This window comes from Microbacterium sp., from assembly GCF_049661145.1.
In the GTDB taxonomy this organism is placed as follows: Bacteria; Actinomycetota; Actinomycetes; order Actinomycetales; family Microbacteriaceae; genus Microbacterium.
The window spans coordinates 24,679-49,150 of sequence record NZ_JBASZT010000236.1 but is presented as its reverse complement, the minus strand read 5'-3'; the positions used below and the strand labels follow the sequence as shown (position 1 = coordinate 49,150).

The 24,472-nt window shown below is 67.4% G+C and carries 21 protein-coding genes and 2 pseudogenes; 19 read left to right on the top strand and 4 right to left on the bottom strand.

What is annotated here, in order from left to right:
- From WBP48_RS10095 to WBP48_RS10045, 11 genes and pseudogenes are all read left to right on the top strand, one after another.
- Nucleotides 1-157 (top strand): annotated as a pseudogene (locus tag WBP48_RS10095) (biotin--[acetyl-CoA-carboxylase] ligase); the annotation flags it as partial.
- Nucleotides 158-314: 157 nt separating this feature from the next.
- A complete protein-coding gene (locus WBP48_RS10090; RefSeq protein ID WP_424439778.1) occupies nucleotides 315-914 on the top strand; it encodes a PH domain-containing protein in 600 nt (199 codons plus the stop codon).
- Nucleotides 915-1,003: 89 nt separating this feature from the next.
- Nucleotides 1,004-2,119, top strand: a complete 1,116-nt coding sequence (locus WBP48_RS10085; protein WP_424439775.1) for a 5-(carboxyamino)imidazole ribonucleotide synthase — start codon at nucleotides 1,004-1,006, stop codon at nucleotides 2,117-2,119.
- Between the two features lie 194 nt (nucleotides 2,120-2,313).
- Nucleotides 2,314-2,781 carry a 5-(carboxyamino)imidazole ribonucleotide mutase gene (gene purE / locus WBP48_RS10080; RefSeq protein WP_424439784.1) on the top strand — a complete coding sequence of 156 codons (468 nt, stop codon included), beginning with the start codon at nucleotides 2,314-2,316 and terminating at the stop codon, nucleotides 2,779-2,781.
- Entirely contained in the window at nucleotides 2,778-4,250 is a 1,473-nt protein-coding gene (locus tag WBP48_RS10075) for an LCP family protein (protein ID WP_424439772.1), read from the top strand. The genes purE and WBP48_RS10075 overlap by 4 nt, the downstream gene beginning before the upstream one ends.
- A complete protein-coding gene (locus tag WBP48_RS10070) occupies nucleotides 4,247-5,368 on the top strand; it encodes a glycosyltransferase (RefSeq protein WP_424439769.1) in 1,122 nt (373 codons plus the stop codon). The genes WBP48_RS10075 and WBP48_RS10070 overlap by 4 nt, the downstream gene beginning before the upstream one ends.
- Before the next feature lie 48 nt (nucleotides 5,369-5,416).
- Nucleotides 5,417-6,361, top strand: a complete 945-nt coding sequence (locus WBP48_RS10065) for a glycosyltransferase family 2 protein (RefSeq protein WP_424439766.1) — start codon at nucleotides 5,417-5,419, stop codon at nucleotides 6,359-6,361.
- Nucleotides 6,358-8,643 (top strand): glycosyltransferase family protein, encoded by a 2,286-nt coding sequence (locus WBP48_RS10060; protein WP_424439763.1) that lies wholly within the window; start codon nucleotides 6,358-6,360, stop codon nucleotides 8,641-8,643. The genes WBP48_RS10065 and WBP48_RS10060 overlap by 4 nt, the downstream gene beginning before the upstream one ends.
- A 42-nt stretch (nucleotides 8,644-8,685) precedes the next feature.
- Nucleotides 8,686-9,933, top strand: coding sequence for a glycosyltransferase family 9 protein (locus WBP48_RS10055; protein WP_424439760.1), 1,248 nt, complete (start codon nucleotides 8,686-8,688; stop codon nucleotides 9,931-9,933).
- Between the two features lie 77 nt (nucleotides 9,934-10,010).
- Nucleotides 10,011-11,492 (top strand): PfkB family carbohydrate kinase, encoded by a 1,482-nt coding sequence (locus WBP48_RS10050; RefSeq protein WP_424439757.1) that lies wholly within the window; start codon nucleotides 10,011-10,013, stop codon nucleotides 11,490-11,492.
- 32 nt (nucleotides 11,493-11,524) lie between these two features.
- A complete protein-coding gene (locus WBP48_RS10045; RefSeq protein ID WP_424439754.1) occupies nucleotides 11,525-12,106 on the top strand; it encodes a D-sedoheptulose-7-phosphate isomerase in 582 nt (193 codons plus the stop codon).
- 9 nt (nucleotides 12,107-12,115) lie between these two features.
- Here the strand turns inward: WBP48_RS10045 and WBP48_RS10040 are convergent, their stop codons facing one another.
- Nucleotides 12,116-12,787: a D-glycero-alpha-D-manno-heptose-1,7-bisphosphate 7-phosphatase gene (locus tag WBP48_RS10040; protein ID WP_424439751.1), complete on the bottom strand. Its 672-nt coding sequence runs from the start codon at nucleotides 12,785-12,787 to the stop codon at nucleotides 12,116-12,118.
- Here WBP48_RS10040 and WBP48_RS10035 point away from each other — a divergent pair.
- From WBP48_RS10035 to WBP48_RS10000, 8 genes and pseudogenes are all read left to right on the top strand, one after another.
- Nucleotides 12,765-14,594, top strand: a complete 1,830-nt coding sequence (locus WBP48_RS10035; RefSeq protein WP_424439748.1) for a hypothetical protein — start codon at nucleotides 12,765-12,767, stop codon at nucleotides 14,592-14,594. The genes WBP48_RS10040 and WBP48_RS10035 overlap by 23 nt on opposite strands.
- Nucleotides 14,595-14,934: 340 nt before the next feature.
- On the top strand, nucleotides 14,935-15,201 hold the full coding sequence (locus tag WBP48_RS10030; RefSeq protein WP_424439745.1) for a hypothetical protein: 267 nt from the start codon (nucleotides 14,935-14,937) through the stop codon (nucleotides 15,199-15,201).
- 32 nt (nucleotides 15,202-15,233) lie between these two features.
- Nucleotides 15,234-17,258, top strand: a complete 2,025-nt coding sequence (locus tag WBP48_RS10025) for an LGFP repeat-containing protein (protein ID WP_424439742.1) — start codon at nucleotides 15,234-15,236, stop codon at nucleotides 17,256-17,258.
- A gap of 111 nt (nucleotides 17,259-17,369) precedes the next feature.
- Nucleotides 17,370-17,606, top strand: coding sequence for a hypothetical protein (locus WBP48_RS10020; RefSeq protein WP_424439740.1), 237 nt, complete (start codon nucleotides 17,370-17,372; stop codon nucleotides 17,604-17,606).
- Nucleotides 17,603-18,730 (top strand): glycosyltransferase family 2 protein, encoded by a 1,128-nt coding sequence (locus WBP48_RS10015; protein WP_424439737.1) that lies wholly within the window; start codon nucleotides 17,603-17,605, stop codon nucleotides 18,728-18,730. The genes WBP48_RS10020 and WBP48_RS10015 overlap by 4 nt, the downstream gene beginning before the upstream one ends.
- Nucleotides 18,731-18,737: 7 nt before the next feature.
- Nucleotides 18,738-19,961 (top strand): acyltransferase family protein, encoded by a 1,224-nt coding sequence (locus WBP48_RS10010; RefSeq protein ID WP_424439734.1) that lies wholly within the window; start codon nucleotides 18,738-18,740, stop codon nucleotides 19,959-19,961.
- A gap of 19 nt (nucleotides 19,962-19,980) precedes the next feature.
- Nucleotides 19,981-20,844 (top strand): NAD-dependent epimerase/dehydratase family protein, encoded by an 864-nt coding sequence (locus tag WBP48_RS10005; RefSeq protein WP_424439731.1) that lies wholly within the window; start codon nucleotides 19,981-19,983, stop codon nucleotides 20,842-20,844.
- Nucleotides 20,844-21,404: pseudogene (locus WBP48_RS10000) on the top strand (dTDP-4-dehydrorhamnose 3,5-epimerase family protein); the annotation flags it as partial. The gene WBP48_RS10005 and the pseudogene WBP48_RS10000, both read left to right, overlap by 1 nt.
- A 6-nt stretch (nucleotides 21,405-21,410) precedes the next feature.
- Here WBP48_RS10000 and WBP48_RS09995 read toward each other — a convergent pair.
- The 3 genes from WBP48_RS09995 to WBP48_RS09985 all read right to left on the bottom strand — a co-directional run bounded on the left by WBP48_RS09995 (nucleotide 21,411) and on the right by WBP48_RS09985 (nucleotide 24,361).
- Complete coding sequence (locus WBP48_RS09995) at nucleotides 21,411-21,809, bottom strand: hypothetical protein (RefSeq protein WP_424439728.1); 399 nt, start codon at nucleotides 21,807-21,809, stop codon at nucleotides 21,411-21,413.
- 206 nt (nucleotides 21,810-22,015) lie between these two features.
- Nucleotides 22,016-23,236 carry an IS4 family transposase gene (locus WBP48_RS09990; RefSeq protein WP_424439726.1) on the bottom strand — a complete coding sequence of 407 codons (1,221 nt, stop codon included), beginning with the start codon at nucleotides 23,234-23,236 and terminating at the stop codon, nucleotides 22,016-22,018.
- A gap of 24 nt (nucleotides 23,237-23,260) precedes the next feature.
- Nucleotides 23,261-24,361, bottom strand: a complete 1,101-nt coding sequence (locus WBP48_RS09985) for a hypothetical protein (protein ID WP_424439723.1) — start codon at nucleotides 24,359-24,361, stop codon at nucleotides 23,261-23,263.
- Nucleotides 24,362-24,472 lie beyond the last annotated feature (111 nt).

Sequence of the window (24,472 nt, the reverse complement as noted above, 5' to 3'; positions counted from 1 at the left end):
CTGCGCGACCCTCGGGGCGGAGGTGCGGGTGTCCCTGCCGGATGGCACGACGCTGCACGGCGTGGCCCGCCTCCTCGACCCCGAAGGCCGACTGGTCGTCGTCTCGGACGGGGTCGAGGCCGTCGTTGCGGCGGGCGACGTCGTGCACGTGCGCTGAGCTCCGGCCGACACGCGGTCGTTCCGGCGCCCCCGCGCTCACAATTCCGGAGAAACGGAGGCGGCCTCGGCGTGTCGGGGGCATAGCGCCCCGGTACCGGGCAAATCTCCGGAGTTGCGAACGGGTACGGCGACCGGACCGGCCCCACAATGGAAAGGTGAGCCAGCCGACCGCATACCCCGGCCGCCCCGCAGCGCCCGCGTCGGGCGTCCCGACTCCGGAACTGCGGATCGCCCGCGTGCGCTCGCACGCCCGCCGGCTGTTCTGGTCGGCGCTCGTGCTCATCGCGGCGGCGGGTGCCGTCGGATATTTCACCGACAATCTGCCGGAGTCGTTCCCGAACTGGATACAGAACTGGATGCTCTGGGCGGTGGCCGGTGTCGTCGTGCTGCTGCTGGTCGTGCTGCCGTTTCTGCGGTGGCTCGGGCATACCTATACGGTGACGACGCGACGCGTCATCGAACAGCGCGGCGTGTTCGGGCGGAGCCGCCGTGAGTTGCTGCACGCCCGCGGATACACGATCTCGGAGCGCCGCGGACCCCTGCAGCGGCTGTGGGGCGCCGGCACCCTCACGCTCACGAGCGGTGCCGACGTGCCGTTGCAGATGAGGAACATCCCTGCGGTGCGCCTCGTGCACGAAGTGCTCAGCGACCAGGTCGAGGTCGGCCAGATCCTCGCGCACCGAGACTCCCAACGGGATTCTCCGTGGGATTCGCACGCGGCCGGTGCCATCGGCGACCCACCACCGTTGCCCTGACCGCGGCATCCCCCGGCCGCACGCATCGACGGGTGGGAGCGAACGCCGCATGCGGACCTGGGAGGATGGATGCGACGGAAGGAAGCACCATGACGCTGACACTCGGGATCGTCGGGGGCGGTCAGCTGGCTCGCATGATGATCGCCCCGGCGGTGGAGTTGGGTGTCGGCATCCGCGTTCTGGCCGAGGAGCCCGGCATGGCGGCCGCGCTCGCCGCCACCGCGACCGGCGATTACCGCGACCTCGAAACGGTCCGGGCGTTCGCGCGTGACGTGGACGTGCTCACGTTCGACCACGAGCACGTGCCGCAGGAGGTCCTTCGCGCGCTCGTCGCGGACGGCGTCGTGGTTCATCCCGGTCCCGGCGCCCTGCAGTTCGCTCAGGACAAGCTGCTCATGCGGGCGAAACTCGATGAGCTCGGCATGCCGCAGCCGGAATGGGCGAAGGTGACGGATGCCGCGGACCTCCAGTCCTTTCTCGACGAGCACCGCGGTCGGGCGGTCGTGAAGACGCCGCGCGGCGGGTACGACGGCAAGGGTGTGCGGGTCGTTGCGAACCCTGACGAGGTCGCCGACTGGTTCCACGACGGCGACCTGCTCGCCGAGGAACTCGTCGACTTCTCGCGCGAGCTCGCGCAGCAAGTGGCGCGGCGGCCCTCCGGCGAGCTCGTCGCGTATCCGGTCGTCGAGACCGTGCAGCGCGGCGGCGTGTGTGCGGAGGCGATCGCCCCGGCACCGCACGCATCGGCACGGCTGACCGAGGTCGCGGCATCCATCGCCACAGCCATCGCGGAGGGGCTCGAAGTGACGGGGATGCTGGCGGTCGAGCTGTTCCAGACGACGGACGACCGGCTGCTCGTCAACGAGCTCGCGATGCGCCCGCACAACAGCGGGCACTGGAGCCAGGATGGGGCGGTGACGGGTCAGTTCGAGCAGCACGTGCGTGCCGTGCTCGACCTGCCGCTGGGCGATCCCGCGCCGCGGCAGCCGTGGGCCGTCATGGTCAACATCCTCGGGGGGCCCGCGGCGGACTCGCTCGACAGTCGGTTTCCCGCGGTGCTCGACGCGCACCCGGCGGTCAAGGTCCACACGTACGGCAAGGCGCCGCGGCCCGGCCGCAAGGTCGGGCACGTCACCGCCGCCGGCGACGACCTGGATGCCGTGGTGTACGAGGCCCGCGCCGCCGCCGCCTTCTTCGACGACTGACGGGGGTTGTGACGCTCGCCTCGTCGCCTTGCTCCTCGCGGGACCGGGAGCGCGTGCCCGTGCGCTCCGCGAGTCGAAACGCCGTGGGCGGGCGGGGGCGCGTGGCGCTCCGGCGATCTTCCAGGCGGCCGTTCTAGCCTGGTCTGGTGACACGGCCCCTCCATTCCTCGGCATCCCCTCTTGTCGGCGTCGTCATGGGGTCCGACTCCGACTGGCGCGTCATGAGCGACGCGTCGCAAGTGCTCAGCGAGTTCACGATCGCGCACGAGGTCGAGGTGGTCTCGGCGCACCGCACCCCCGACAAGCTGTTGCGCTACGGGCGCGAAGCGCGTGAGCGCGGTCTCAAGGTCATCGTCGCCGGCGCCGGAGGGGCGGCGCACCTCCCGGGCATGCTCGCGTCGGTCACTGCGCTTCCGGTCATCGGTGTCCCGGTGCCCCTCGCGACCCTCGACGGACTGGACTCGCTGCTGAGCATCGTGCAGATGCCGGCCGGCATTCCCGTCGCGACCGTGTCGATCGCCGGTGCGAAGAATGCCGGGCTCCTCGCCGCACGGATCCTCGGTACCGCAGACGACCGTCTCGCCGACCGCGTCGAGCAGTATGCGCGCTCCCTCGAGGAGCAGGTCGAGGAGAAGAACCGTCGATTGAAGGGCTCGCTGTGAGTGTCGCGGCTCCGCCCCGGCCGCCGGCGCCGGCGCACGGTGCGGAGAGCGGCGTCATCCTCGGCGACCAGCCGATCCGCCGTCCTGACACGCGGTCGCCGCGGGTCATGACGCGACGGGCGTGGTGGCTGCTCGTCCTGAACTTCCTCGTGCCCGGTTCGGCCCAGGTGCTCGCCGGCAACCGACGACTCGGTCGGTTCGGGCTGGCGGCGACCCTGATCATGTGGGTGCTCGTCGTGTCGACTGTGGTCGTGGCGCTGGTGTGGCCGACCGTGATCTACGACCTGGGGACCAACGGGTTCGTGCTCCTGTTCGTGCAGATCCTGCTGCTCGCCTATGCCGCGCTGTGGGTCGTGCTCACCGTCGACGCGCTGAGGCTCGTGCGTCTGGTGAAGGTGCGCCCCGGGGCGCGGCCGCTCGTCGCGCTCGTCGCGATCGCGGGTCTCGTCGTCGGCTCCGGCGGCGCCGTGTATGCCGCGCAACAGCTTCTCGCGCCCGCGCGCGAGGCCTTGGCATCCATCTTCACGAACAACGCGCCGCCGGTGCCGCCGTCGAACGGGTACTACAACATCCTGCTGCTGGGCGCCGACAGCGGGCTCGGCCGCGACTCGATGCGTTTCGACAGCATCTCGGTGGTTTCGGTGAACGCCGAGACGGGTGCGGTGCACATCAGCGGCATCCCCCGCGATCTCGCGTATGTGCCGTTCGCGGCGGGGCCGATGCAGGACCTGTACCCGAACGGACTGCAGGGCCACGTGTCGAACACGTGCGGCTGGGGACCGGGGATCAACCAGCTGATGAACGCGGTCGAGATCTGTCGCGACGACAGCGGCACGGGACTGTATCCGGATGCTGCCGCGAGCAGTTCCACACCGGCGATCGAAGCGACGAAGGATGCCGCCGAAGGCATACTCGGCATCGAGATTCCCTACTATGCCTTCGTCGACATGAAGGGGTTCGCCGACATCGTCGATGCGCTCGGCGGCGTCGATATCACGGTGCAGGAGCGGCTTCCGAAGGGGGGCGGGCCGGCGTACAGCGGGCAGTCCGCCGAGGAGTGGGCGATTGGCTGGATCGAAGCGGGTCAGCAGCACATGGACGGCGACACGGCACAGTGGTACGCGCGCTCCCGGTACACGACGAGCGACGCCGACCGGATGCGTCGTCAGCGCGAGCTGCAGCAGGCGATCCTCGCGCAGGCCAATCCGGCCAACGTGCTGCTGCGTTTCCAGGAAGTCGCCGCCGCCGGCGAGGACCTCGTGCAGACGGACATCCCGCAGAGCCTGCTCGGGTTCTTCGTGAATCTGGCGGTCAAGGCGAAGGAGCAGCCGGTGCAGACGCTGGAGCTGACCCCCGAAGGCGCCGGGATCGACATCGAGAACCCGAGCCCCGAGGCCTACGCCCACGTGCGCGAGCTGATCCAGCAGGCGTTGTATCCGCCGTCGCCATCGCCGACACCCCAGTCATGACCGCTGTCCTCCGGGTCGTCCTCGACCAGCTCGTGGGGCCGACGGATGCCGACCTGGCCATGGCCTCGCGCGAGCTCTCGCGAGCGCTCGTCGTGACGGCGCCGAAGGACTGCGAGGTCGCGGCGATCGTCCCCGCAGCGGCGTCGCCCGCCGATGCCGACGACGCGCTCGAACGGGCGGTGCCGGGGCTCGCCGAGGTGACGCGCTCCGCGTTGGCGCGGCGGGAACTGGCGGCCTCGTGGCAGCTCGGTATCACCCCGGGCATCGGCGGGGGCATGATCCACTCACCGACGCTGCTGGCTCCGCTGGTCAGACACGACAGGGTGCACGATCACGATCAGACCGTCGTGACGCTTTGGGATCTGGACGCGTGGGAGCGACCCGAGGAGCTCGCGCGGGGTGCCGTCGGCTGGCACAAGGCGATGCTCAAGCGGGCGGTGAAACACGCGGATGCCGTGGTAGTCCCGACGCACGCGGCGGCGGCACGAGTGGGTGAGCTCGGTGCCTTCGGCGACCGGATCCGCGTGATCGCGGGAGCGGCGCCGGCAGGATTCCGCGTGCCGACCGACGAAGTGGGGCGCAGGCGTGGCCTTGCCGTGCCGGATGGGAGCCTGGTGATCGCGGGAACCGCCGCGCCGTCGGCGCGGCTGTCGGACGCCTTCGTCGCCATCGCACGGGCCGGGTCGGACCTGCCGGTCGTCGTGATCGATGCGCCCGAGGATGACGAGCCGGCCGTTCTCGAGCACGCGGCCGCAGCCGGGATCGCAGCGGGACGGGTGCATGTGCGGCGGGTGCGGGACGATGCCGATCGCGCCGCCGTGCTCGCTGGGGCGGTCGCGCTCATCGCGCCGTCGCAGCTGACCGCGTTTCCGTGGCGGGTGGTGGAGGCGCTCGCGGTCGGTGTGCCCGTCGTCGCGGCAGACAGCGACACGCACCGCCAGGTGATCCTCGATGGGGGATTGCTCGCGGCATCCGACGAACTCGGTGCGGGGCTGGCGGCAATACTCGATTCGGTGGCGGCGGTGGAACGCTATGCCGTGCTGGCGGGTGACCGCGGGCGCGCTTTCTCGTGGCGCAGTGCCGCCGAACGGGTCTGGCAGTTGCACGCGGACCTGTAGGACCGTGGCGCCGGGGATCAACGGAGTCGACGTGGATAGGCTGGTCGGATGAGTCATCGAGTCGGCATCGTCGTGCGCACCAAGCAGCGACCGCGGTTCCTGGCTCGCGCTCTTGCCGATATCGCGAACCAGACCTACACGGATGCGGAAGTCCTCGTCGTCAACGACGGCGGGCCCCGGCCCGAAGTGGAGGAGGTCGTCGCGGCCACCGCCATCGCCGGTCGCATCTCGGTGCTCGACACCACGGCTCCCGGAGGCCGGTGCGCGGCGGCGAACGCCGGTATCCGCGCTTCGACGGCGGAGTTCGTCGTGCTGCACGATGACGACGATCTCTGGCATCCGGAGTTCCTCGCGCGTGCCGTCGCCCTCCTGGACGCCGACCCGGACGACGCCGGCGTCATGGTGCCGACCGAGATCGTCTACGAGGAGCCCCACGGCGACGGCTGGCGAGAGACCGGCCGCGTGCCGTTCTGGGCTGGATTGTCGGCGGTGTCGTTCACGAGCCTTCTCGAGGTCAACCGAGCGGTCCCGATCTCCTTCCTCTACCGCCGCGCTGTGCACGAGGAGGTCGGATATTACGACGAGTCCCTCGAAGCGGTCGAGGACTGGGAGTTCTACCTCCGCCTCGCGGCTCGCTATCCCCTCGGATTTCTTCCCGGGCAGGCGCTCGCCTTCTGGACCCAGCGTCCCGGTGTCCGCGGTGCCGACGCGAACAGCATGTTCCAGCTCGCCGCGGAGCACGAGCGAGACGACGCAGTGGTGCGAGATCGCGCGCTGCGCGAGTGGGTCGCGTTGAACGGGCCCGGCCTTCCGCTGTACATCGCGCAGGTCGAGAAGCGTCTCCGCGAAGACTTCGCGCGTGAGCTGGGCGCGCAGTTGGAGCGCCAACGCGAGGCGATCATGCGCGAGATCTACGACCGGCATCCGATCTGGCGACGGTTGCGCAGGCTCCGCCGACGACCGGACGGGTCGCACGCACCGGGTCACTCGTGAACCTGTCGGGCATCCGCGCTCGCGTCCGCGCGTCCCGCGAGATCCCCGGCCTCGGCGCCGTGGTCCGCGCCGCGGACCGGGCATGGTGGTTCCGGGTCATCCGGCGCTCCGGTCTCGCCGATGCGGAGTTCTACGCCGCACAGCTCGGCGCCCGCCGTGTCCCGCGTGACGTCGCGATCTGGCACTATGTCGCCCGCGGCTTCCGCCGCGGACTCAGCCTGAACCCCTTGTTCGATGAGGTCTTCGCCGGTGGCGGGTTGCCGGAGGTCTTCCGCGTCCCCGCCCTCTACGCCTACCTCGTCGGCGAGCGTGAGACGATCGCGGTCCACCCGTGGTGGGACGCCGTCGCCATGAGCCAGTCGCTCGGCGGCGAGCCCGCCCTGGAGCGGGTTTGGGCGGATCCCTCCACCGAGCTCCGGTTGCGCGTGGGTGACCGCGAGGATGCCGTCTCACTCGCCGCGCTGCGGGGGATCGCGATGAGCGCAGCCCGCACCTGGTCGGCTCGAGGCCGCAACCCGCGCGTCGACGGCGCGCCCGTTTCGCCTTCCGGCGCGCCCCTCGCCCTGATCCGGTTCGTCCAGGCCCGGGATCGCCGCTACCACCTCAAGCTCGAACAGGCGGCCCGGTTCGCGCAGTCGGATCGGGCGGTCGCATCGATCGCGTTGGTCGCGCCCGGCGCCTCGCAGTGGATCTCTGCCGCGATGTTCGCCGCCGTCGATCCGGCGGTCGCCGTGCGGCTGCATCCCGCCGGGATCACGTGGGCGCGTGCGGTCGCGGCGGAGCTCGCCGAACGACGGGAGGCGGGATCGACGATCGTCGTGCTCGACGCCCGCGCGGAGTTCGCCGATACCGAGATCGAAGCCCTTGCGGCCGAAGGATGCCGGGCGCTCGCCATCCCCGCGCACCGAGCATTCGATGGGACGCTCGCCGGTCTCGGCGCCGCACAGATCGGCGCGGGGCGGGCGTACCGGATCCTCAGCGATCATCCGTCGGAAGACATCGAGCGCATTCCCGATCGCGTTCTGGGGGTGCCTCTCGCGACCGGTCGGAGCTTCGCGATCGATCGGTCGGCGTACCGCGAGGCCGGCGGTGTGCGCACCAACGGTGGGGACGAATTGGAGGGGTTCTCGAGACGGCTCGCCGGCCTCGGCATCCCTTCTCGCGTCCTGCTGGATGTGGCGCCCGTCCTGGAGGAGCCCGAGCTTGCCTTCCGTCGGGACCGCCGCGCGATGCCGGAGCGCGCGAAGCCGAGCGCGTCGGATCGGCGTCGCGCCGAAGACATCATCGGATGGGCCGGCTTCGAGGTGCGCGGCTGGTCCTTCTCCGATCGGAGATCACCGGTTCCGCAGCTCGCGTGGCGATGCCCCCACCCTGGTGCGCAGCGGTGGGCGATCAAGATCTGCGCGCCGGCGGGGCGTCAAGGGGCGGTGTGGGGTGACACGCACTTCGCGCGCGGTCTCGCCAGCGCTTTGCGGCGGAGAGGGCACACCGTCGTGATCGACGCCTACGACGCCCGCGATCGCGCCACCGGATACCTGGATGACGTGAGCGTCGTGGTGCGCGGGCCCTACCGCATCGATGCGCCGCGCTGGGGTGTGAGCCTGCAGTGGATCATCAGCCACCCCGACGAGATCACGCGCGACGAGGCGGCGGGATTCGACCGGGTGTTCGCGGCATCCGCGGGCTGGTCGCGGCGGAGCTCTGCGCGGTGGCGGCTGCGCATCGATCCGCTTCTCGAGGCCACCGACACGGATCAGTTCTTTCCGCACGGGCTCGAGCGCGGAACCGACATCGTCTTCGTCGGCACCGCTCGCGGCATCCCGCGGCCGAGTGTCGTCGCCCCGCTGGCGGCCGGCATTCCGGTGCGCGTGTACGGGCCCGACTGGCGGCCGTTCGTCCCGCAGTCGGCGATCGCGGCGCAGTCCATCCCGAACGCGGAGCTCCCGGCACGTTACGAGACGGCATCCATCGTGCTCAACGACCAGTGGCCGGTCATGCAGCGCGAGGGCTTCATCGCGATGCGACCCTTCGACGCCGTCGCCGTCGGCGGACGCGTGATCTCGGAGGCCGTCGAGGAGATCGAAGAGCTCTTCGGGGGTGCGGTGGTCGTCTACCGGGATGCCGAGCACCTCATCGAACTGCTGCGCACCGACCCGGCGGAGCTGTTCCCCGCCGACGAGCAGCTCGCGCGGATCGCGGAGCGGATCCGAAGCGATCACTCCTTCGATGCCCGGGCGGCGACTCTCGAGGCTGCGGCGGCGGAGGTCTCGCCGGCGTTCTGAACTGGGTCTGGCGGACCCTCGCCGGTAGGATCGTGGGGGCCTATGAACAAGATAAGAACCCTGTTCCGGAAGTTCGTGTGGCAGATCAACGCGATCCGCCACCGTGACCCGCTCTCCCCACGGACCTTCACCCGGATCTTCGGCGCACCCCGACGCCGAGCCTGGAATGCGAAACGGGTTCCGAAGCGTGTGGTCGTGTTGCGCAGCGACGAGATCGGCGACACCGCGACGACGCTGATGCTGCTGGCCGCCATGCGCGCACAATGGCCGGCCGCGAGACTCCACCTCGTCGTCAAGCCTGGTCCCGCCACCATGTTCCACGCGGCCCCGACCGTGGACCGGCTCGTTCCGTGGGCGCCGATCACCGAAGGCTCGGCGCTGAAGCGTCAGGTGCTCACCGCCCGTCAGGCCCTCCGCCGTTTCGGAGTGCGCGGCTACGACCTCGCCGTCCTTCCCCGCTGGGACTTCGACGACACACCGGTCCGGTACCTCGCAGTGGCCTCTCGGGCGCGATCCGTCGTCGGGTTCGCGCCGGTGCCCGAGCGGGAGCCGGTCTGGCTGGGAGACCAGAGCCAGCTGCTCACCGACGTGATCGAACGGGGGAGCACGCCGCTGCTGACGGTGAACCAGTTGCGGCGGGTGGCCCAGCGCCTCGGCGTGACCTGGTCGGAGCACTATAGTCCGGCTGTCGGCACGGGTCTGTTCGGCCCAGAGGATGCGCGGCGGGTGACCGGTCTCACGGGACTCACGGCCGATCGCGGACTGGTCGTCGGCGTGGGCATCGGAGCGCGCGACGCCAAGCGGCAGTGGCCGGTGACCGATGTCGCCGACGTCATGACTCAGCTCGCCGAGACGCGCCCGGTCACGGTGCTGGTGCTGGGTGGTGATGTCGACCGGGCACGGGGCGCAGAACTGGTTGGCATCCTTCGCGAACGGCATCTCACCGCCATCGACCTCGCGGGAAAGCTCAGCCTGAGCGAGAGCGCGGCGGCGATCGCGCGCTGCGAGTTGTTCCTCGGGAACGACTCCGGCCTCCAACACATCGCCAGCAGCCTGGACATCCCGACGGTCGTCGTCACCTGTCATCCGGCGACGGGGTCGCCCTGGAGCGACAACGCCCCGGAGCGCTTCGGTCCCTGGTCCCGCCGGTCCCGCGTGCTTCAGCCGCCGGCTCCAGCAGCGGGGTGCATGGACGAATGCGTTGCCACCCAGCCGCACTGCATCCGCGCCGTGCACGCCGCGGACGTGGCGGCAGCGGCGGAACAGCTGCTCAGCGAACCGGGCGACTGAATGACCACCTCGTCTGTTCAGTCCGCCCCGTCCGCACAGTGGGTCGCCGCCTCACCCCGACCACGGAGAGAATCACCATGACTGTGTCGCCCCTGAGCCCGCACGATGTTCTCGGCTTCGAGTCCACACAGGTCATCGTCGTCGGAGATGCGATGCTCGACCGGTACGTCGATGGCACCGTGAACCGGATCTCGCCCGAGGCTCCCATCCCCGTGCTGCAGGTGCAACGCGATCGCAGTGTCGCCGGCGGAGCGGCCAACACCGCCATGAACGTCGCCGCACTCGGGGCGGCAACCACGCTCATCGCCTCGTGGGCCGAGGATGAGCCCGGTCGCGAGCTGGAGCGGCTGCTCGCGGCGTCCGACGTCAGCGCCGTCCGTATTGCCCGCGGCAATGCGCCGACGATCGAGAAGCTGCGGGTGGTCGCCGGTCAGCAGCAGATCGTGCGGGTGGACCGAGAAGACACCGTGGACCTCGATGAGGCCGGCAGAGCCGCCGTCGTCGCAGCCGTGGAGCAGGCGATCCGTCCGGGCGTGCCCGCCGCGATCGTGATCTCCGACTACGCTAAGGGGCTCGTAGGGTCCGAGCTGGTGGAAGCGATCATGGCGACCGCGCGAGACCACCGGATACCGGTGGTGGTCGACCCGAAGTCGTCCGACATCCGGAAGTACCGCGGAGCGACGATCGTCAAGCCGAATTTCGCCGAGGCCATCCAGATGGCGCGGATGCCGGCATCCTCTTCGCCCGATGAGGCCACCCTCGATGTGATCGCAGAGCGACTTCTCGTGGACGGGGTCGCGGCGCTGGCGATCTCGCTCTCGGCCGTCGGGGTGGATTTGATCGAGGGCGCGTCGCGCACCCGCATTCCGACCCGTGCCCGACTCGTCTCCGACGTGTCGGGGGCGGGTGACTCGATGATCGCCGGTATCGCCGTGGGCCTTGCGAGCGGCCTGACGACGCTCCAAGCGGTCCAGGCCGGGAACATGGCGGCGGGCATCGCGTGCGGTCGCCCGGGGACGGCCGTCGTCACGAGCGTCGATCTGCTCAACGAGATGCTCATCGAGGTGTCTCCCGACAGGCGCCCGGGGATGGTCGAGGACTGGCAGGAGCTCGCGAGGTTCGTGGCCATCGAGAAGGCGGCGGGAAAACGCGTCGTGTTCGCCAACGGGGTCTTCGATCTGCTGCACGCGGGACACGTCGCGCTCCTGCGCGAGGCGAGATCGCTCGGTGACGTGCTGGTGGTGGGTGTCAACTCGGATGCCTCCACCTCGCGGCTGAAGGGGCCCACGCGTCCGCTGCAGCCGCAGTCGGATCGCATGGCCGTGCTCGATGCCGTGCGCTACGTCGACTTCGTCACCGTGTTCGAGCAGGACACGCCGCGGGAGCTGATCCGAACGATCCAGCCCGACGTCATCGTGAAGGGGTCCGACTATCGCCCCGACCAGGTCGTCGGCGGCGACGACGCGAAGGCGTGGGGCGGTAGCGTTCACATCGTCACCCTGCTCGACGGCGTCTCGACCACCCGGCTTGCGCAGGGGCAGCAGGTACGCCGCGGCTGAGGCCGTCTCTCACAACGAAGTAAGGACCCACCATGACCATCGTCCAGGACAACCTCCTCGAGAACGCGCAGCGCATGACGGCGCTCGCCGAAGACGCGGAGTTCGGTGCGACCTTTGATCGAGCGGCCGGGATGATGGTGTCGAGTCTGCGAGAAGGTGGCACCATCTTCGCCTGCGGCAACGGTGGTTCCATGACGAACGCCCAGCACTTCGCGGAAGAGTTGACGGGCCGCTTTCGCGGCGATCGTCCTGCGCTTCGCGCTATGGCGATCTCCGACCCGTCGCACCTCACCTGTGTCGCCAACGACTACGGCTACGAGTACGTGTTCTCGAAGTTCCTCGATGCGTTCGCGAAGCCCGGTGATGTCCTCTTCGCGTTGAGTACCAGTGGGAAGTCGCCGAACGTGTTGCGAGCCGCGGAGTCGATGAAGGCCGCGGGTGGCATCGTGGTTGCTTCATCCGGAACGGCGGGGACGCCGCTCGGACACTTGGCAGATGCGTCGTTCGTCCTGGGCAGGAGCCGCTGGGCGGACCGAATCCAGGAGGCCGAACTCGTGGTGATCCACTCCCTGATGCAGGCCATCGAGGACGGCTTCGGATACTCGGCGAAGTAGTCGCGACCGCTATTCAGATGGTAACAGCGGCGCAATTGCCGCTGCGAAAGCGGCGAGGCTCAGGTATGTGCCGTCCGCGAGGGGATCGTCGATGGCACTGATCCTGAAGACCGCGCACCCGCCGGTGACGACCCGGAGCCGCCGCCCCATCTCGACATCGGAGTCGGTGTCACCTACCATCACCGAAAGCGACCCGTCGATCTCGGGATTGACGTCCAGATAGGCCCTGGCCATGCCCGTCCTCGGTTTTCGGCAGTCGCAGCGATCTTCCGCCAGATGGATGCACGATGTCACGGCATCGATACGACCGCCGGACTCGGCGACGGCCCGAAGCATCCGATCGTGTATGTGCGAGAGATCGTTCTCGGTCATGAGACCCTTGCCCACACCCTGTTGATTGGTGACGACCACGATGCGCGGCGCCCACCGTGCGAGTGTCCGGAGCGCATCCAAGGCACCGGGGACGAACTCGAAGTCGGACCAGCTGCGGACGTAGCCGCCCATGATCCGTGCATTGACGACGCCGTCGCGATCGAGGAATAGACACCAGGACCTGTTTGCGCGCGCGATCACGGCGGACATCAAGGCAGTCCCAGTCATGCGTGAACCGTAGCAGTCTGATGTCACCGCCCTCGTCTTCACCGCATAGGATTCCAGAGTGCAGGACAGGGTGGGGCACACGGGATTGATGGTCGTTCGGTTCTGTTTAGCTCGGCGTGCGCGCTGGGAACTCGCCGCGGTGACCCTGGTGATCGCGTTGATCACGCTCGTCTTTGCTGGTGGCTCCTACTTTCAGCGCGACGACTTGTTCTTCGCGCAGTACCTGGAAGTGAACCCCATCAACGCAGACTTGTTCGTGCGGTCATGGTTCGGTCACCTCATGCCCGGTTACATTGCGAGTGTCGTCGCGTTCCTGGGCGTTTTTGGGTTGTCCTGGCCGGCGGCACTCATAGCCGCGGCGATGATCCACGCGGGTGCGTTCGTGGCGTTCTCCCGCTGTCTCGATGCCGTCCTCGGCCCTGTGCGGATGAACGTCATCGCCGGGCTGGCATTCTCGCTGTCGCTCGGACCGATGGCCGTGAGACTGTGGTGGGCGGCCACCCTCAACAACACCTTCGCCCTCGCCCTCGGCCTCGCAGTGCTGGGATGCGCGACGCGCTGGATCATAACCCGTCGCATCGCCCACCTCGTTGCGGCGCTGCTTCTGTATGTCGTTGCGCTCTCGATGAGCGAGAAGAACCTGCTCTTCTCGCTGCACATAATTGCCTGGTGCGTTCTCGTGGTGTGGTGTGGCCGCCCGCTTCGCCACCGCCTGCACGACCTCATACGAACGTGGCCGCTGTGGCTCGGTCTGGGAGTGCTGTCGCTCATCGATGTCGTCATCTTCCTCGGTGGGGGATACGTCGATGAGTCGGGTGCGTCGCCGAGCCTTGCGTTCTCGCTCGACTTCATCGTGCACAGCATCGTCGGCGGCCTCATTCCGTCGCTGTTCGGCATCGATATGGTGGACCAGCCGACCTCGCTTCTTGATCCTCGTGTGGTCGTCACTGTGCTTCTGTTCGCCCTCTTCGTCGCGTGGACAATCGTGCGGGTCCGATCGAACCGCGAAGTGTGGGTGTTCGCCGCGATCGCAGTCCTGGCGAACGCCGCCGTGCTGTCGCGACGAGGTGAGATGATCACTGTGGCCGGAGGCAGGCAGCTCCGTTACCTGCTGGAGAGTTCAGCGTTGCTCTGGCTCGCGATCGGGTTCGCCCTCGTGGCAGCGCTGCGCGCCGGATGGCGCGCCGACCGTGCCGGTGCGCCAGAGAGCCCGTCCGCCCGGGGAGGCAAGGCTGCGATCGCAGGTGTCCTCGCGCTGGTTCTGGCGCTTTCCGGGTTGTCTTGGGCAGTGACGCTGTCCAACATCCTGCGGGCGGGCGACGGCCCCGATGCTCGAACCTGGGTCGAGTCGCTACACGCTACGCTGCCGGATCCGACGCCCCCACTCATCGACTCGCCGCTACCGAGTTCGTTCGGTATGCCCGCGTTGCATCCTTACAACATGGTGTCTCTGCTGTTGCCCAGCCTCGGCTGGGACGAGGTTCGAGTAACGACGGAGCTCGACGGAGCGTGGGTTGTGGGACCGAGCGGCATCGCGGGACCAGCTGCGATCGCATCCGCCGCCGTGCAGTTCTCGGGCAGCAGATGTAGCGACGGCGCGAACAACATCCCCCTGCCGGAGGTCCGCACGACTGGAGGCGGGTTCCTAATCGTCGAGCTCTCGGCGAGCAATGGTGACACACTCGCCCTGCTGTACGACGGCGGGTGGACGATGCTTGATCGACCGAACACGTCGGGGCGGATCGCCGTCTACCTCCCCGTCGCTCTCGACGGGGATCTGTCGATCAGCCCGCAAGGTGGAGCGCTGTGCGTCGACTCCGTGACAGTCGGCGACATCCAGCCGAGCAGCCCAACCGCGGGTAGCCGCTCGTCCGACGTGTCAGGATGAAATCAGAACTCCGTTCGTGTCGCTCGCTGGCGAAGTTCGGGCACACATTGATACTGGGATGGTGAGTCACAGTCCGACCAACTCGCCGGCAGCCGCCGTCGGCGTTCACCGATCGAGTTGCGTGCCCCGCGCGAGCCGCGTGGGGTGTTTCGCTCTAGGTGCCACGCTCGCCGCCGTCGCACTGACCGCTTGCGCGCCGGAGCCGCTCGCGGCGCAGACGGTCATCCCCTCGTCCCCCGGAGTCGTGACACCCCCCGCGACGCTGTCGCCGCTACCCACAGATGCCGTAGAGCCCGATCCTCAACCCACCGCTCACGCCGGTCAAGCGACAGTAACGATCGTGAGTTCAGGCGCGGATGGCCAGAGCGTGTTCGCCTCCGGTCTCGCCACCGGGGAAACCGGCCGCGAAGGCGTCTGCACCCTGACGGCTACCTCGGGTACCGGCGAGATACTTACGGCGCAGCTCGACGCGCAGTCCACTCCGGCCGCCATGAACTGCGGTCTGATCGAAGTGCCGGCCACCGCGGGGGATTGGACACTCGTCCTCAGCTATCGATCGGAGACCACAAGCGCCTCCTCCGCTCCGACGAACGTGCAGCAGCGATGAGTGGGCCGCCGCGCGCGGTGCGCAGGCACGGGATGCTGGCGATGTTCGTGGTGGTGGCCGCAGTGATGGGTTGTCTCGCGGCCGTTGTGCCGCCGGCCGCCCCAGCAGCTGTTGCTGCGAGCGCCGGGGACTTCGACGCCGGCTACCTCATCTCGGATCGTAACTTCTTCGATTCGCAATCGATGACCGCTGACGAGGTGCAGTCATTCCTGAGCTCGAAGGTCAACTCGTGTCCGGCCTCCGCTGGCATGCCGTGCTTGAAGGACTACACCGCGCATTCGACCCCAGCGATGCAGGCGGACGCCTACTGCGCGGCATACGCAGGTGGGACGATGAGCGCGGCGCAACTCATTGTCAGTGTTTCGCAAGCGTGCGACATCAACCCGAAGGTGATGCTCGTAATGCTCCAGAAGGAGCAAGGCCTGGTTACCGCTACCTCGCCCACGCCTCGAAACTACAGTGCAGCGCTCGGTCAAGGCTGTCCGGATGGCGCGGAATGCGACCCCAATTATGCCGGGTTCTTCTACCAGGTCTACGGGGCGGCGCGACAGTTCCAGATCTACATAAAGTCCCCGAAACTGTTCGCGTACCAAGTGGGCTGGAACAGTATCCTGTACCAGGCTACGCCGCCGGATTGGGATCGCATCTGTGGGACCAAGCAGGTGTACATCCAGAATGATGCGACGCGCGCGCTGTACATCTACACGCCCTACACGCCCAACCAAGCAGCGCTCGATAACCTGTACGGGACGGGTGACTTCTGTTCCAGCTACGGCAACCGCAACTTCTGGCGCCTGTACACGGACTGGTTCGGCGACCCTGTTGGCGAACTGGTCACCGGTGAATACGCGGACGCGTGGCGGGCGCTCGGTGGCTCCGACGGCATTCTGGGGTCGCCCACCGGTGACGTGACATGCATCGACGACCGCTATTGCCAGCAATCCTTCCGTGGGGGAACAGTCTTTTGGTTCCCTGCCCGTGGCGTGTTCGGAGTGCCCACCACGATCGAGTCGATATGGCGGAGCTTGGGTTTCATCGACGGTGAGGCCGGGATGCCGACCGACGTCGTCGTGTGCAATCCGGACAGCACGTGCGTCCAGTCGTTCGACGGAGGTGCGATCGCCGCGGACTCGGGCGGTGGTTCGCTGGTGGGTCGTCATGTCGAGTCGGCCTGGCTCGATGCCGGAGGGATCGCCCTCGGCGGTGCTCGCGGGCCTGAAGTGTGCTCGGACGGGGAGAACTGCGCTCAGGAGTTCGCGCGAGGAGCGTTCTTCACGGGGCCCCTCACGATCTCGGTGACCGGGGCGATCTTCGGAGTCTGGAGCGCGTCGGGCAAGGCATCCGGCTCGATGGGTTACCCGGTGGACAACGCGGTCTGCACGTCGGCGGGATGCACGCAGCAGTTCGGCGGCGGCATCATCGTCTCATCCGGGGAGAACACCGAGGCCGTGCCGACCGTGATCGCCGACAAATACCTGTCGCTGGGAGGGCTTTCCGCATTGGGGGCACCCGTGACACCGGCGAGTTGCGATGCGGCCGGTGCCTGCGCCCAGCGCTTTACCTCGGCGAGAATCGATACTTCGCCCACACGGGGCGCTATTGCGACCACGACGTGGTTCTTCGACGCATGGGGCGCGCGGGGATACGAGCAGGGGCCGCTGGGGCTGCCGCTGTCCGAGGCGACGTGTTCGCCGGTGACGTGCATGCAGGAGTTCGAGGGCGGTATCCTGACTGGTTCGCCGTACAACGGTGTGGTCGCGGTGAACGGAGAGTATCGGGACGTGTGGATGGCTTCGGGTGGGCCGACGGGTTCGTTGGGGCTGCCGCTGGAAGGGGACTCGTGCAACGGACAGTGGTGCTCGATGCCGTTTGAACGCGGCGTCGTGATCTGGTCGCCGTCCACCGGTGCACGGTCGGTTGTCGAACCGATTCTCAGTTCATGGAATGCGGCAGGTGGGGCGGCCGGGACGTACGGCCTGCCCACGGGCCCACCCTCGGAACACAGTACCGGCGTGTCTCAGCCATTCCAGGGCGGACCGATTTCCGCAACCCGGTGACGAGCGCGACACCGAGGGTCCCGATATTCAAGAATGGTAGCCTGTCGGATGGTGCGGATCGAGGACGAAGGGTTTCAAGTCATGGGGGATGCCCCTAAGTTGTCGCCGGCGGTGGTTGACTCCGTCTCGCTGGAACGGGCTCTGCAGGACGTAGAGGTCGCGAATCTGCGGGTCATCCAGTTGACGCAGGGCATGCTCGATCGTGAGAAGCGCATCTCGCAGCTCGAGAAGGAGATCGTCGAGCTCAAGCGGCTCCTGGATCCGCGTCGCAAGATGGAGCACGTGTTCCGCAAGAATCACACTCTCTATGTGCTTGCGCGCCAGGCGAAGCGGATAACGGGGCGGTGACCGCGTCGGGTCAGCCGCGGGTCCTTCTTGCCGTCACCTTCTACAACGGCCGCGACTTCGCGCAGCGCACGATGGATACCATCGCGCGCCTCGATCACTCGGATTTCGATCTCGACGTTCTCGTACTCGACGACGCGAGCCCCGAGCCAGGATTCAGCGACTATCTCGCCGATCTTTCGGCGCGCGTGGGCGCAACGTACTACCGCACTCCGCGCAATCTCGGCATCCCGCGCAATGTGAACCTCGGGCTCGCGACGGCGCAGCGCTTGGGATACGACTACGTCGTTGTCTCGAACTCCGACGTCATCTATGCGCAGGGCGCGCTCGAGGTGCTGCTCCGGGTCGTTTCCTCATCGCCGAGCGCGGCGTCTGTCACGGCATGGTCGACCAACGTGGATCCCTACTCGTTGCCCAACGGTGTTGAGTTGTACATCGAGACACAAGATGTCGCAGATCGGATCGGGAAGGCTCTCTCAGCGCGGTTCGGGACCAGCGTGTTGGCCATCCCGGCAGGCATCTCGTTCGCAATGATCGTGCCGGTGGGTGTTCTCGAGACTGTCGGTCTCATGGATCCGGTGTTCGGCCGCGGTTACGGTGAGGAGTCGGACTGGTCGGCCCGTGCAACGAACGCGGGCTATGAGCACCTCCTCGCGCAGGGCGCCTTCGTCTATCACGCGGGAAGGGGATCTACCCTGGCGGCAGGCGTCGTCTCCGGTGCCGATATCGCGGACTGGCAGAATCAGCAGATCGTCCATCACCGGTCGCCGATATTCCGCTGGGGCGTCGACGGCTTTCTGCGATCCGGCCTTCTCGACGAAGCCAAGGACGAAGCGGTGCGTGCCTTGATCGTCGCTGCCGCCGAAGATAAGGGTTACGCGGTGATCGACGCCTACCGCGATTGGCAGGACATCGAAGCGGATGCCGTCACGGTGGCCATTCGGTCTGAAGCTCACGCGGTCTGTACCGCCCACTGGTGCGGATTCACCACGGAGATCGACACGGACACGATCGATGTTCTCGGTGCCATTCGTTCGTTCTTCGGGAATGCGGAACCCATCTACACGAACCTTCAAGCGGCGACGTGGGAGGGAGCTGAACGGTTCGGCTACCCCGTGGGCCTGTGAGCCGGCGATGAGGAGCCTTCAGGACGCGTTCGACCCTCGCCACAACTCCATCGGATTCCTCCGATGGTTGATGGCGTTCGCGGTCATCTTCTCCCACGCGGGACCCGTAGCCGGACTGTTCGGCGGCGTCGACGTCGGCGCCCAGTGGGGGGCGGAGACATCACTGGGTGGCGTCGCGGTCACGGGTTTCTTCTTCCTTTCCGGCATGCTCATCACGCGCAGCATGATGAGCACGCGTTCTCCGGTGCGCTATCTCTGGCATCGGGTGGCGAGGATCTATCCGGCATGGTTCCTGGTGCTCATCGTCACGGCGTTCGTTCTTGCGCCCATCGCATGGGTGGCGGAACACGGGAGCCTCGGAGGCTACGGGTCCGTCGAAAGCGACTCCCCCTGGACCTACGTCTTCAACAACTTCACGCTGATTCTGGGCCAGTGGTCGATTGCGGGGACCGGTGCCGAAACCCCGGCCACGCTGCACGGGTACAACACCTGGAACGGCTCCGCTTGGACGTTGATGTATGAGTTCGCCTGCTATCTGGGCGTCCTGGTGCTGGGATTCGTCGGCGCGTTGCGGGCGCGCATCGTGGGCGGTCTCTTCGCCGCCGGTGTTCTGCTCTTGAGCACCTTGCAGGCGGTACGCGTGGGTGAACTCTCATCCGCGTTCGAAGTGCTCGCGAACACGCAGGTGCTTCACCTGGCTGCGCCCTTCGCATTCGGCGCTCTCATCCAGCTCTACATCGAGAAGGTGCCGTTCAGCGATCAGCTCGGCATCGGGATGCTCGTCATCGCCGGGCTCTGCTGGTGGCGCGGCGGGTGGTTCCTGGTCGGGCAGTACGCGTTCGCCTACGGATTGATCTGGTTCGGGACCAGAGTGACGGCGTTGTCAGGGTGGGATCGGCGCGCCGATCTCTCCTACGGCATTTACATCGTGGGATGGCCGGTCATGTTCCTGGCAGCTGTGCTGAACATCCAGTCCGCGGGGTGGTTCGTTTATCTGCTCGTCGTGGTGGTCGCGGTGCACGTCTACGCGTACGTGAGTTGGACCCTGGTGGAGAAACCCGCGATGGACCTCAAGAACTGGATGCCGGCTTGGCTGGGGCGAGTCGGAGGATGGAAGCCGGTCGCACCCAAGGACGGTGGCGTCGGGGTATGGGCGCGGGTGCGGTTTGTACCGTTGGTACTACTGGTCGTCGCGAGCGCGGCGCTCGTCGCCGTCGGCGCCGTTCGATAGCGTGGATGGGAGAACGGAAGTGAGCAAGTCTGTCATCATCACCGGAGCCGGTGGATACGTGGGGAGGCATGTCGTCACCGCGGTCGCTGACCTCGGGTGGCAACCCGTGGCGCTCGTGCGGGACGCGCACCGTGCGGAGCTGGATCCGCGGGCGCAGGTCGTAGAGGTGGACGTGCTTGATCCCCGGTTCGAGCTCTCGGCGGTCGCACCGCTCGATTCGATCGCAGTCGCCATACACCTCGCTTGGCAGGACGGCTTCGTCCACAACGCGCCGTCGCACATGCAGCACCTCTCGGCCCACTACCGGTTCCTCACCGATCTCGCCGACGCCGGTGTGCCGCGGATCGCCGCGCTGGGCACGATGCACGAGGTCGGCTTCTGGGAGGGCCCCATCACCGCCGACACGCCGACCAATCCGGCATCGCTCTATGGGATCGCAAAGGACGCGCTGCGCCGGTCCACCACGCTCACCATCGGAGATCGGGCAGAGTATGTGTGGCTCCGCGCGTACTACATTCTGGGCGACGACCGCCGGAACCGATCCATCTTCGCCAAGCTGCTGGACGCTGCCGATCGCGGTGAGACGGAGTTCCCCTTCACGACCGGCAAGACGCTGTACGACTTCATCGATGTCGCCGAACTGGGACAGCAGATCGCGGTGGCGGCCACGACGCCGGGCGTCACGGGCGTGCTCAACACGAGCACGGGTGAGCCGGAGTCGCTCGCCAGCAGGGTGGAGCGGTTCATTGGCGACAACGGGCTCGACGTGCGTCTGCGCTACGGCGCCTTCCCGGACCGTCCCTACGATTCCAGCGGGGTCTGGGGCGACGCCACGGCCATCCGGGCGTTGATGTCCGACTCGATGTTCACGAAGGAAAAGTGATGGCACTGACGTACGGCAAGCCGCTGGCGGCGCACGAGACGACGATCCCCGGCGTGCTGCTGTTCGACCTTCCGGTGCACGGTGACAACCGGGGCTGGTTCAAGGAGAACTGGCAGCGGGACAAGATGATGGCCCTCGGGCTCCCCGACTTCGGACCGGTGCAGAACAACATCTCGTTCAACGATGCCGTCGGCACCACGCGGGGCATCCACGCCGAGCCCTGGGACAAGTTCATCTCCATCGCTGTCGGCTCCGTCTTCGGCGCCTGGGTCGACCTCCGCGCGGGAGAGTCCTTCGGTACGGTGTTCACCGCCGAGCTGGATCCGTCGACGGCGATCTACATTCCCCGCGGTGTGGGCAACTCCTATCAGACACTGGAGCCGAACACGACCTACACGTATCTCGTGAACGACCACTGGAGCGCGGACAAAGTCGGCGAGTACTCGTTCCTCAATCTAGCGGACGAGGCGGCGGCGATCCCGTGGCCGATCGCGCTCGACCGCGCCGAGCTCTCGGACAAGGACCGCGCGCATCCGCGCCTCGCGGACGTCAAGCCGCTGAGCTGACTAGCGACGTCCCCACGGACCGAATCGCCTTCGTCGGGTCCGGGCTGCGAACGTGCGGAGCGGTCCTGTCATTCGCCAGGAGAGGCTATTTTCGATCTCCCGCAGACGCGTCTCGGACTCGGCCAGCCGCTGCTCTGCTTCTCGCAGTTCGTTCGCGGTGCCCATCAGATGCTGGTAGGTGACTTGGAACTCCGTCGCGTACCGATCGCGGTCGGCTGCTAGCGCGACGACCAGTTCCTCGGCTTCGGTCTTCGACATCAGCTCCAGTCGGAACTCGATGTCGATCGCCGATCCGACTCGAGAGGCGGATACGTACTGTGGATCGGTGGAAGGGAACTGGTCGACGCCGCCTGCTGACACGGCGCCCTGCGCGACGAGCTTCAGCGGGTCTAGGTCCAATACCGTTGAGTTAGGTGATTCGGACGCAGTCGATGCCCTGGCGTTCGGGTTGTGGCCAGTCGCGGTGGCGGTTGCGTTTGACGTGCCAGCGGGTGTACTTGCGTTTCACGACGCGTGGGTTTGCTCGCGGGTGGCGTTTGGGTAGCAGCCTGCGGGTCAGCTCGCTGATGGCGTGCTGCCAGAGTCGGGTCAGGATGCGGCCGTGGTCAGGGTGCTGAGGGGGAAAAGGCGCCCTGCTGGGCGATGGAGCGGCGGCTGACCCGGAGGGCGGCGACGAACGACACGCGGTCGGGGTCGCGGCCGGCGTGGGTGGCGGCGTCGAACATCAGGGCGCGGATCGCGTAGTGGCAGCACAGGTGCCCCCAGATCTCCTGCAGCACGAGTTCCGGGGTTCCTGATCGCAGTACTTTCCGGGGTCCGCGCTGGTGGGTCTTCAGTTCGTCGAACGCGGTCTCGATCTCCCACCGCTGCGCGTACGCCGCGGCAAGTTCAGCGGCCGGGGCGTCGCCGGGGTCTGTGATGGTGGTGACCAGCCGGTACGGGCCTGCCGGTTCGCGGCCGTCTTCGATCGCGTACTCGATCACCCGCACCCGGGCACCGTTCTCACGTTTGCGGTCGTTCTTGGAGTCGAAGACCTCGCTGATCCAGGAGCCGTCCTCAAGTGGTTCCAGCACGGGGAGGCGGAGGCTGGCCTGCACTCTCCAGCACAGGTCCGCGCCGGAAGCCTGCGCCCGATCCCAGGCGGCGTAGGAGTAGAACCCGCGATCGGCCAGGCACAGCATCCCCGGTCCCAGCCGGTCCAGCAGTTCCCCGGCGGCGGCGGTCTCCGAGACCGCGTACGGGCCGCAGGCCGCGTCGATAACCGCGTGCGACCCGCACTCGGCCACGGCTACGACCCGCGCCTGCGGGAACGCAGAACGCTCGCCTTTCATCACTCCCGGACGCCCGAAATGAGCGTCGTTTGAAGGCGTGTCGGCCACGTCCAGACATGTCCCGTCGATGGCGACCAACCGCCGGCCCGCGAAGAAGCACCCCGGTGAGCCCGGTGAGCCCGGCTCTCCCAGCGGGACCGCGACACGCCGGAAAAGCTGCTCCAACGGCTCCGCGCCCAGCCGCTTGCGAGCATGAGTGATCGCCCCCTTGCCCGCCAACCGCACCGGCTCCTCGCCACGCGCAGCCCACGCCAGCCCATCGCTGATCAGCGCGAGCACGTCCTCGTACGACCCGTCCGCGTGCAGCGCCATCCCGATCGCGAAATACGCCACCGTCCGCGCCGGCAGCGACCGGTGACGCTGCTCGGTACGCCCACACCCGGCGATCACCTCATCAACGACCTCCGGCGGGAACACCCGCGTCAACACACCCACCGACACCGCATCCGACAACCGAGAATCCGACTCAGGCTTCCGCCACCCAGAACGAGGCATACCCCCAGCGTACGACCCAAACCACTAATTCAACGGTATTGGGTCTAGGTCCGTTGTCGCCGAGACGATCGTGACCTTGCACGGCCATCCGTCGAGGGGGCGAAAACGGATGCGTTCCACGCCGGCGAATCCGGAGAGGTCGAAACGCGCACTCATCGACTCGTCGCCGTACACGTTGTTGACGGCGCTGAGCGCCTGGTGGGGGTCGAATCCGTCGCCGGTGTCCACGAGCAGTTGCGAGACGACGATATTGCCCAGCGAAAGCCGTGACTCCCGCGCACGCTGTTGCTCGATCGACAACTCGGTGGCGAGCCCGTAGATCTGGCGCGTCGGCGAGGCAGGGGAGAGTCGCCTCTCGACGATCTCCTGGACCTGCGAGAAGAAGGCCCCCGTCTGTGTGACGCACTCGTCCAGCACGTCGTAGACGCGTGCTTCGGCGGCGACGGCGGAGAGGTCGTCGGTGTGCGGATCGAAGAAGGTGGGCGGATACGCGAAGTGCGCGAACCGCGACGAGAACCCGGTCGGGCTGATGCACTTGCGACCCAGCAGTGTCGCCCAGTAGATGAGGTGATAGCTGTTGGCCACGACGACCTCGGTCTCGCTGAGGAAGGTCAGGATGTCATCGAGGGAACTCGCATTGGTGATCGTGTCGATACCGCTCAGACCGATCGGGTGGTCCTTGTGGCGAGCGATGCCGAACTCGCGTCGGGTCTCGCGTCGCTCGCGCAGCTGCGGAAGTGCACACGAGACATCCGGCAGATAGGGCACACCGCGGTCGTTGCCGAAATCGCGGACCGTCGCCAGGGTGAAGCGCTCGAAAGCGATGGGCGTCGTGAACGACTCGTGGAACGCGTCGTGGGTGTTGAATCCCGGGGACCAGCTGATGACCGTGGCACCGGTCTCGAAGAGCGCGTTCACCGCGCGGTTAGTGAATTCCGCGTAGTCGAACAGGCCGCCGCCACCGACGATCACAACGTCACCGGCGTGGATCTCGTCGAAATCGATGAACCGGATATCGTGACGCCTGACCCGGTAGCGCGTGAAGAAGTCGGCGAAGTGAGTCAGCGGACTCGCTACCCGATCACCGGCATTGGACGCATCCACGCGATTGACGAAATGGAGCATTCCGATGCATTCACTCGCATCAGCCCGGTTCATCCGAAACCTCTAGCCGGAGTTTCGGAGCCTCGGAAGGTGGGTTCACCGTCGATCACGGGTATCGCTATCCGGAGGGCT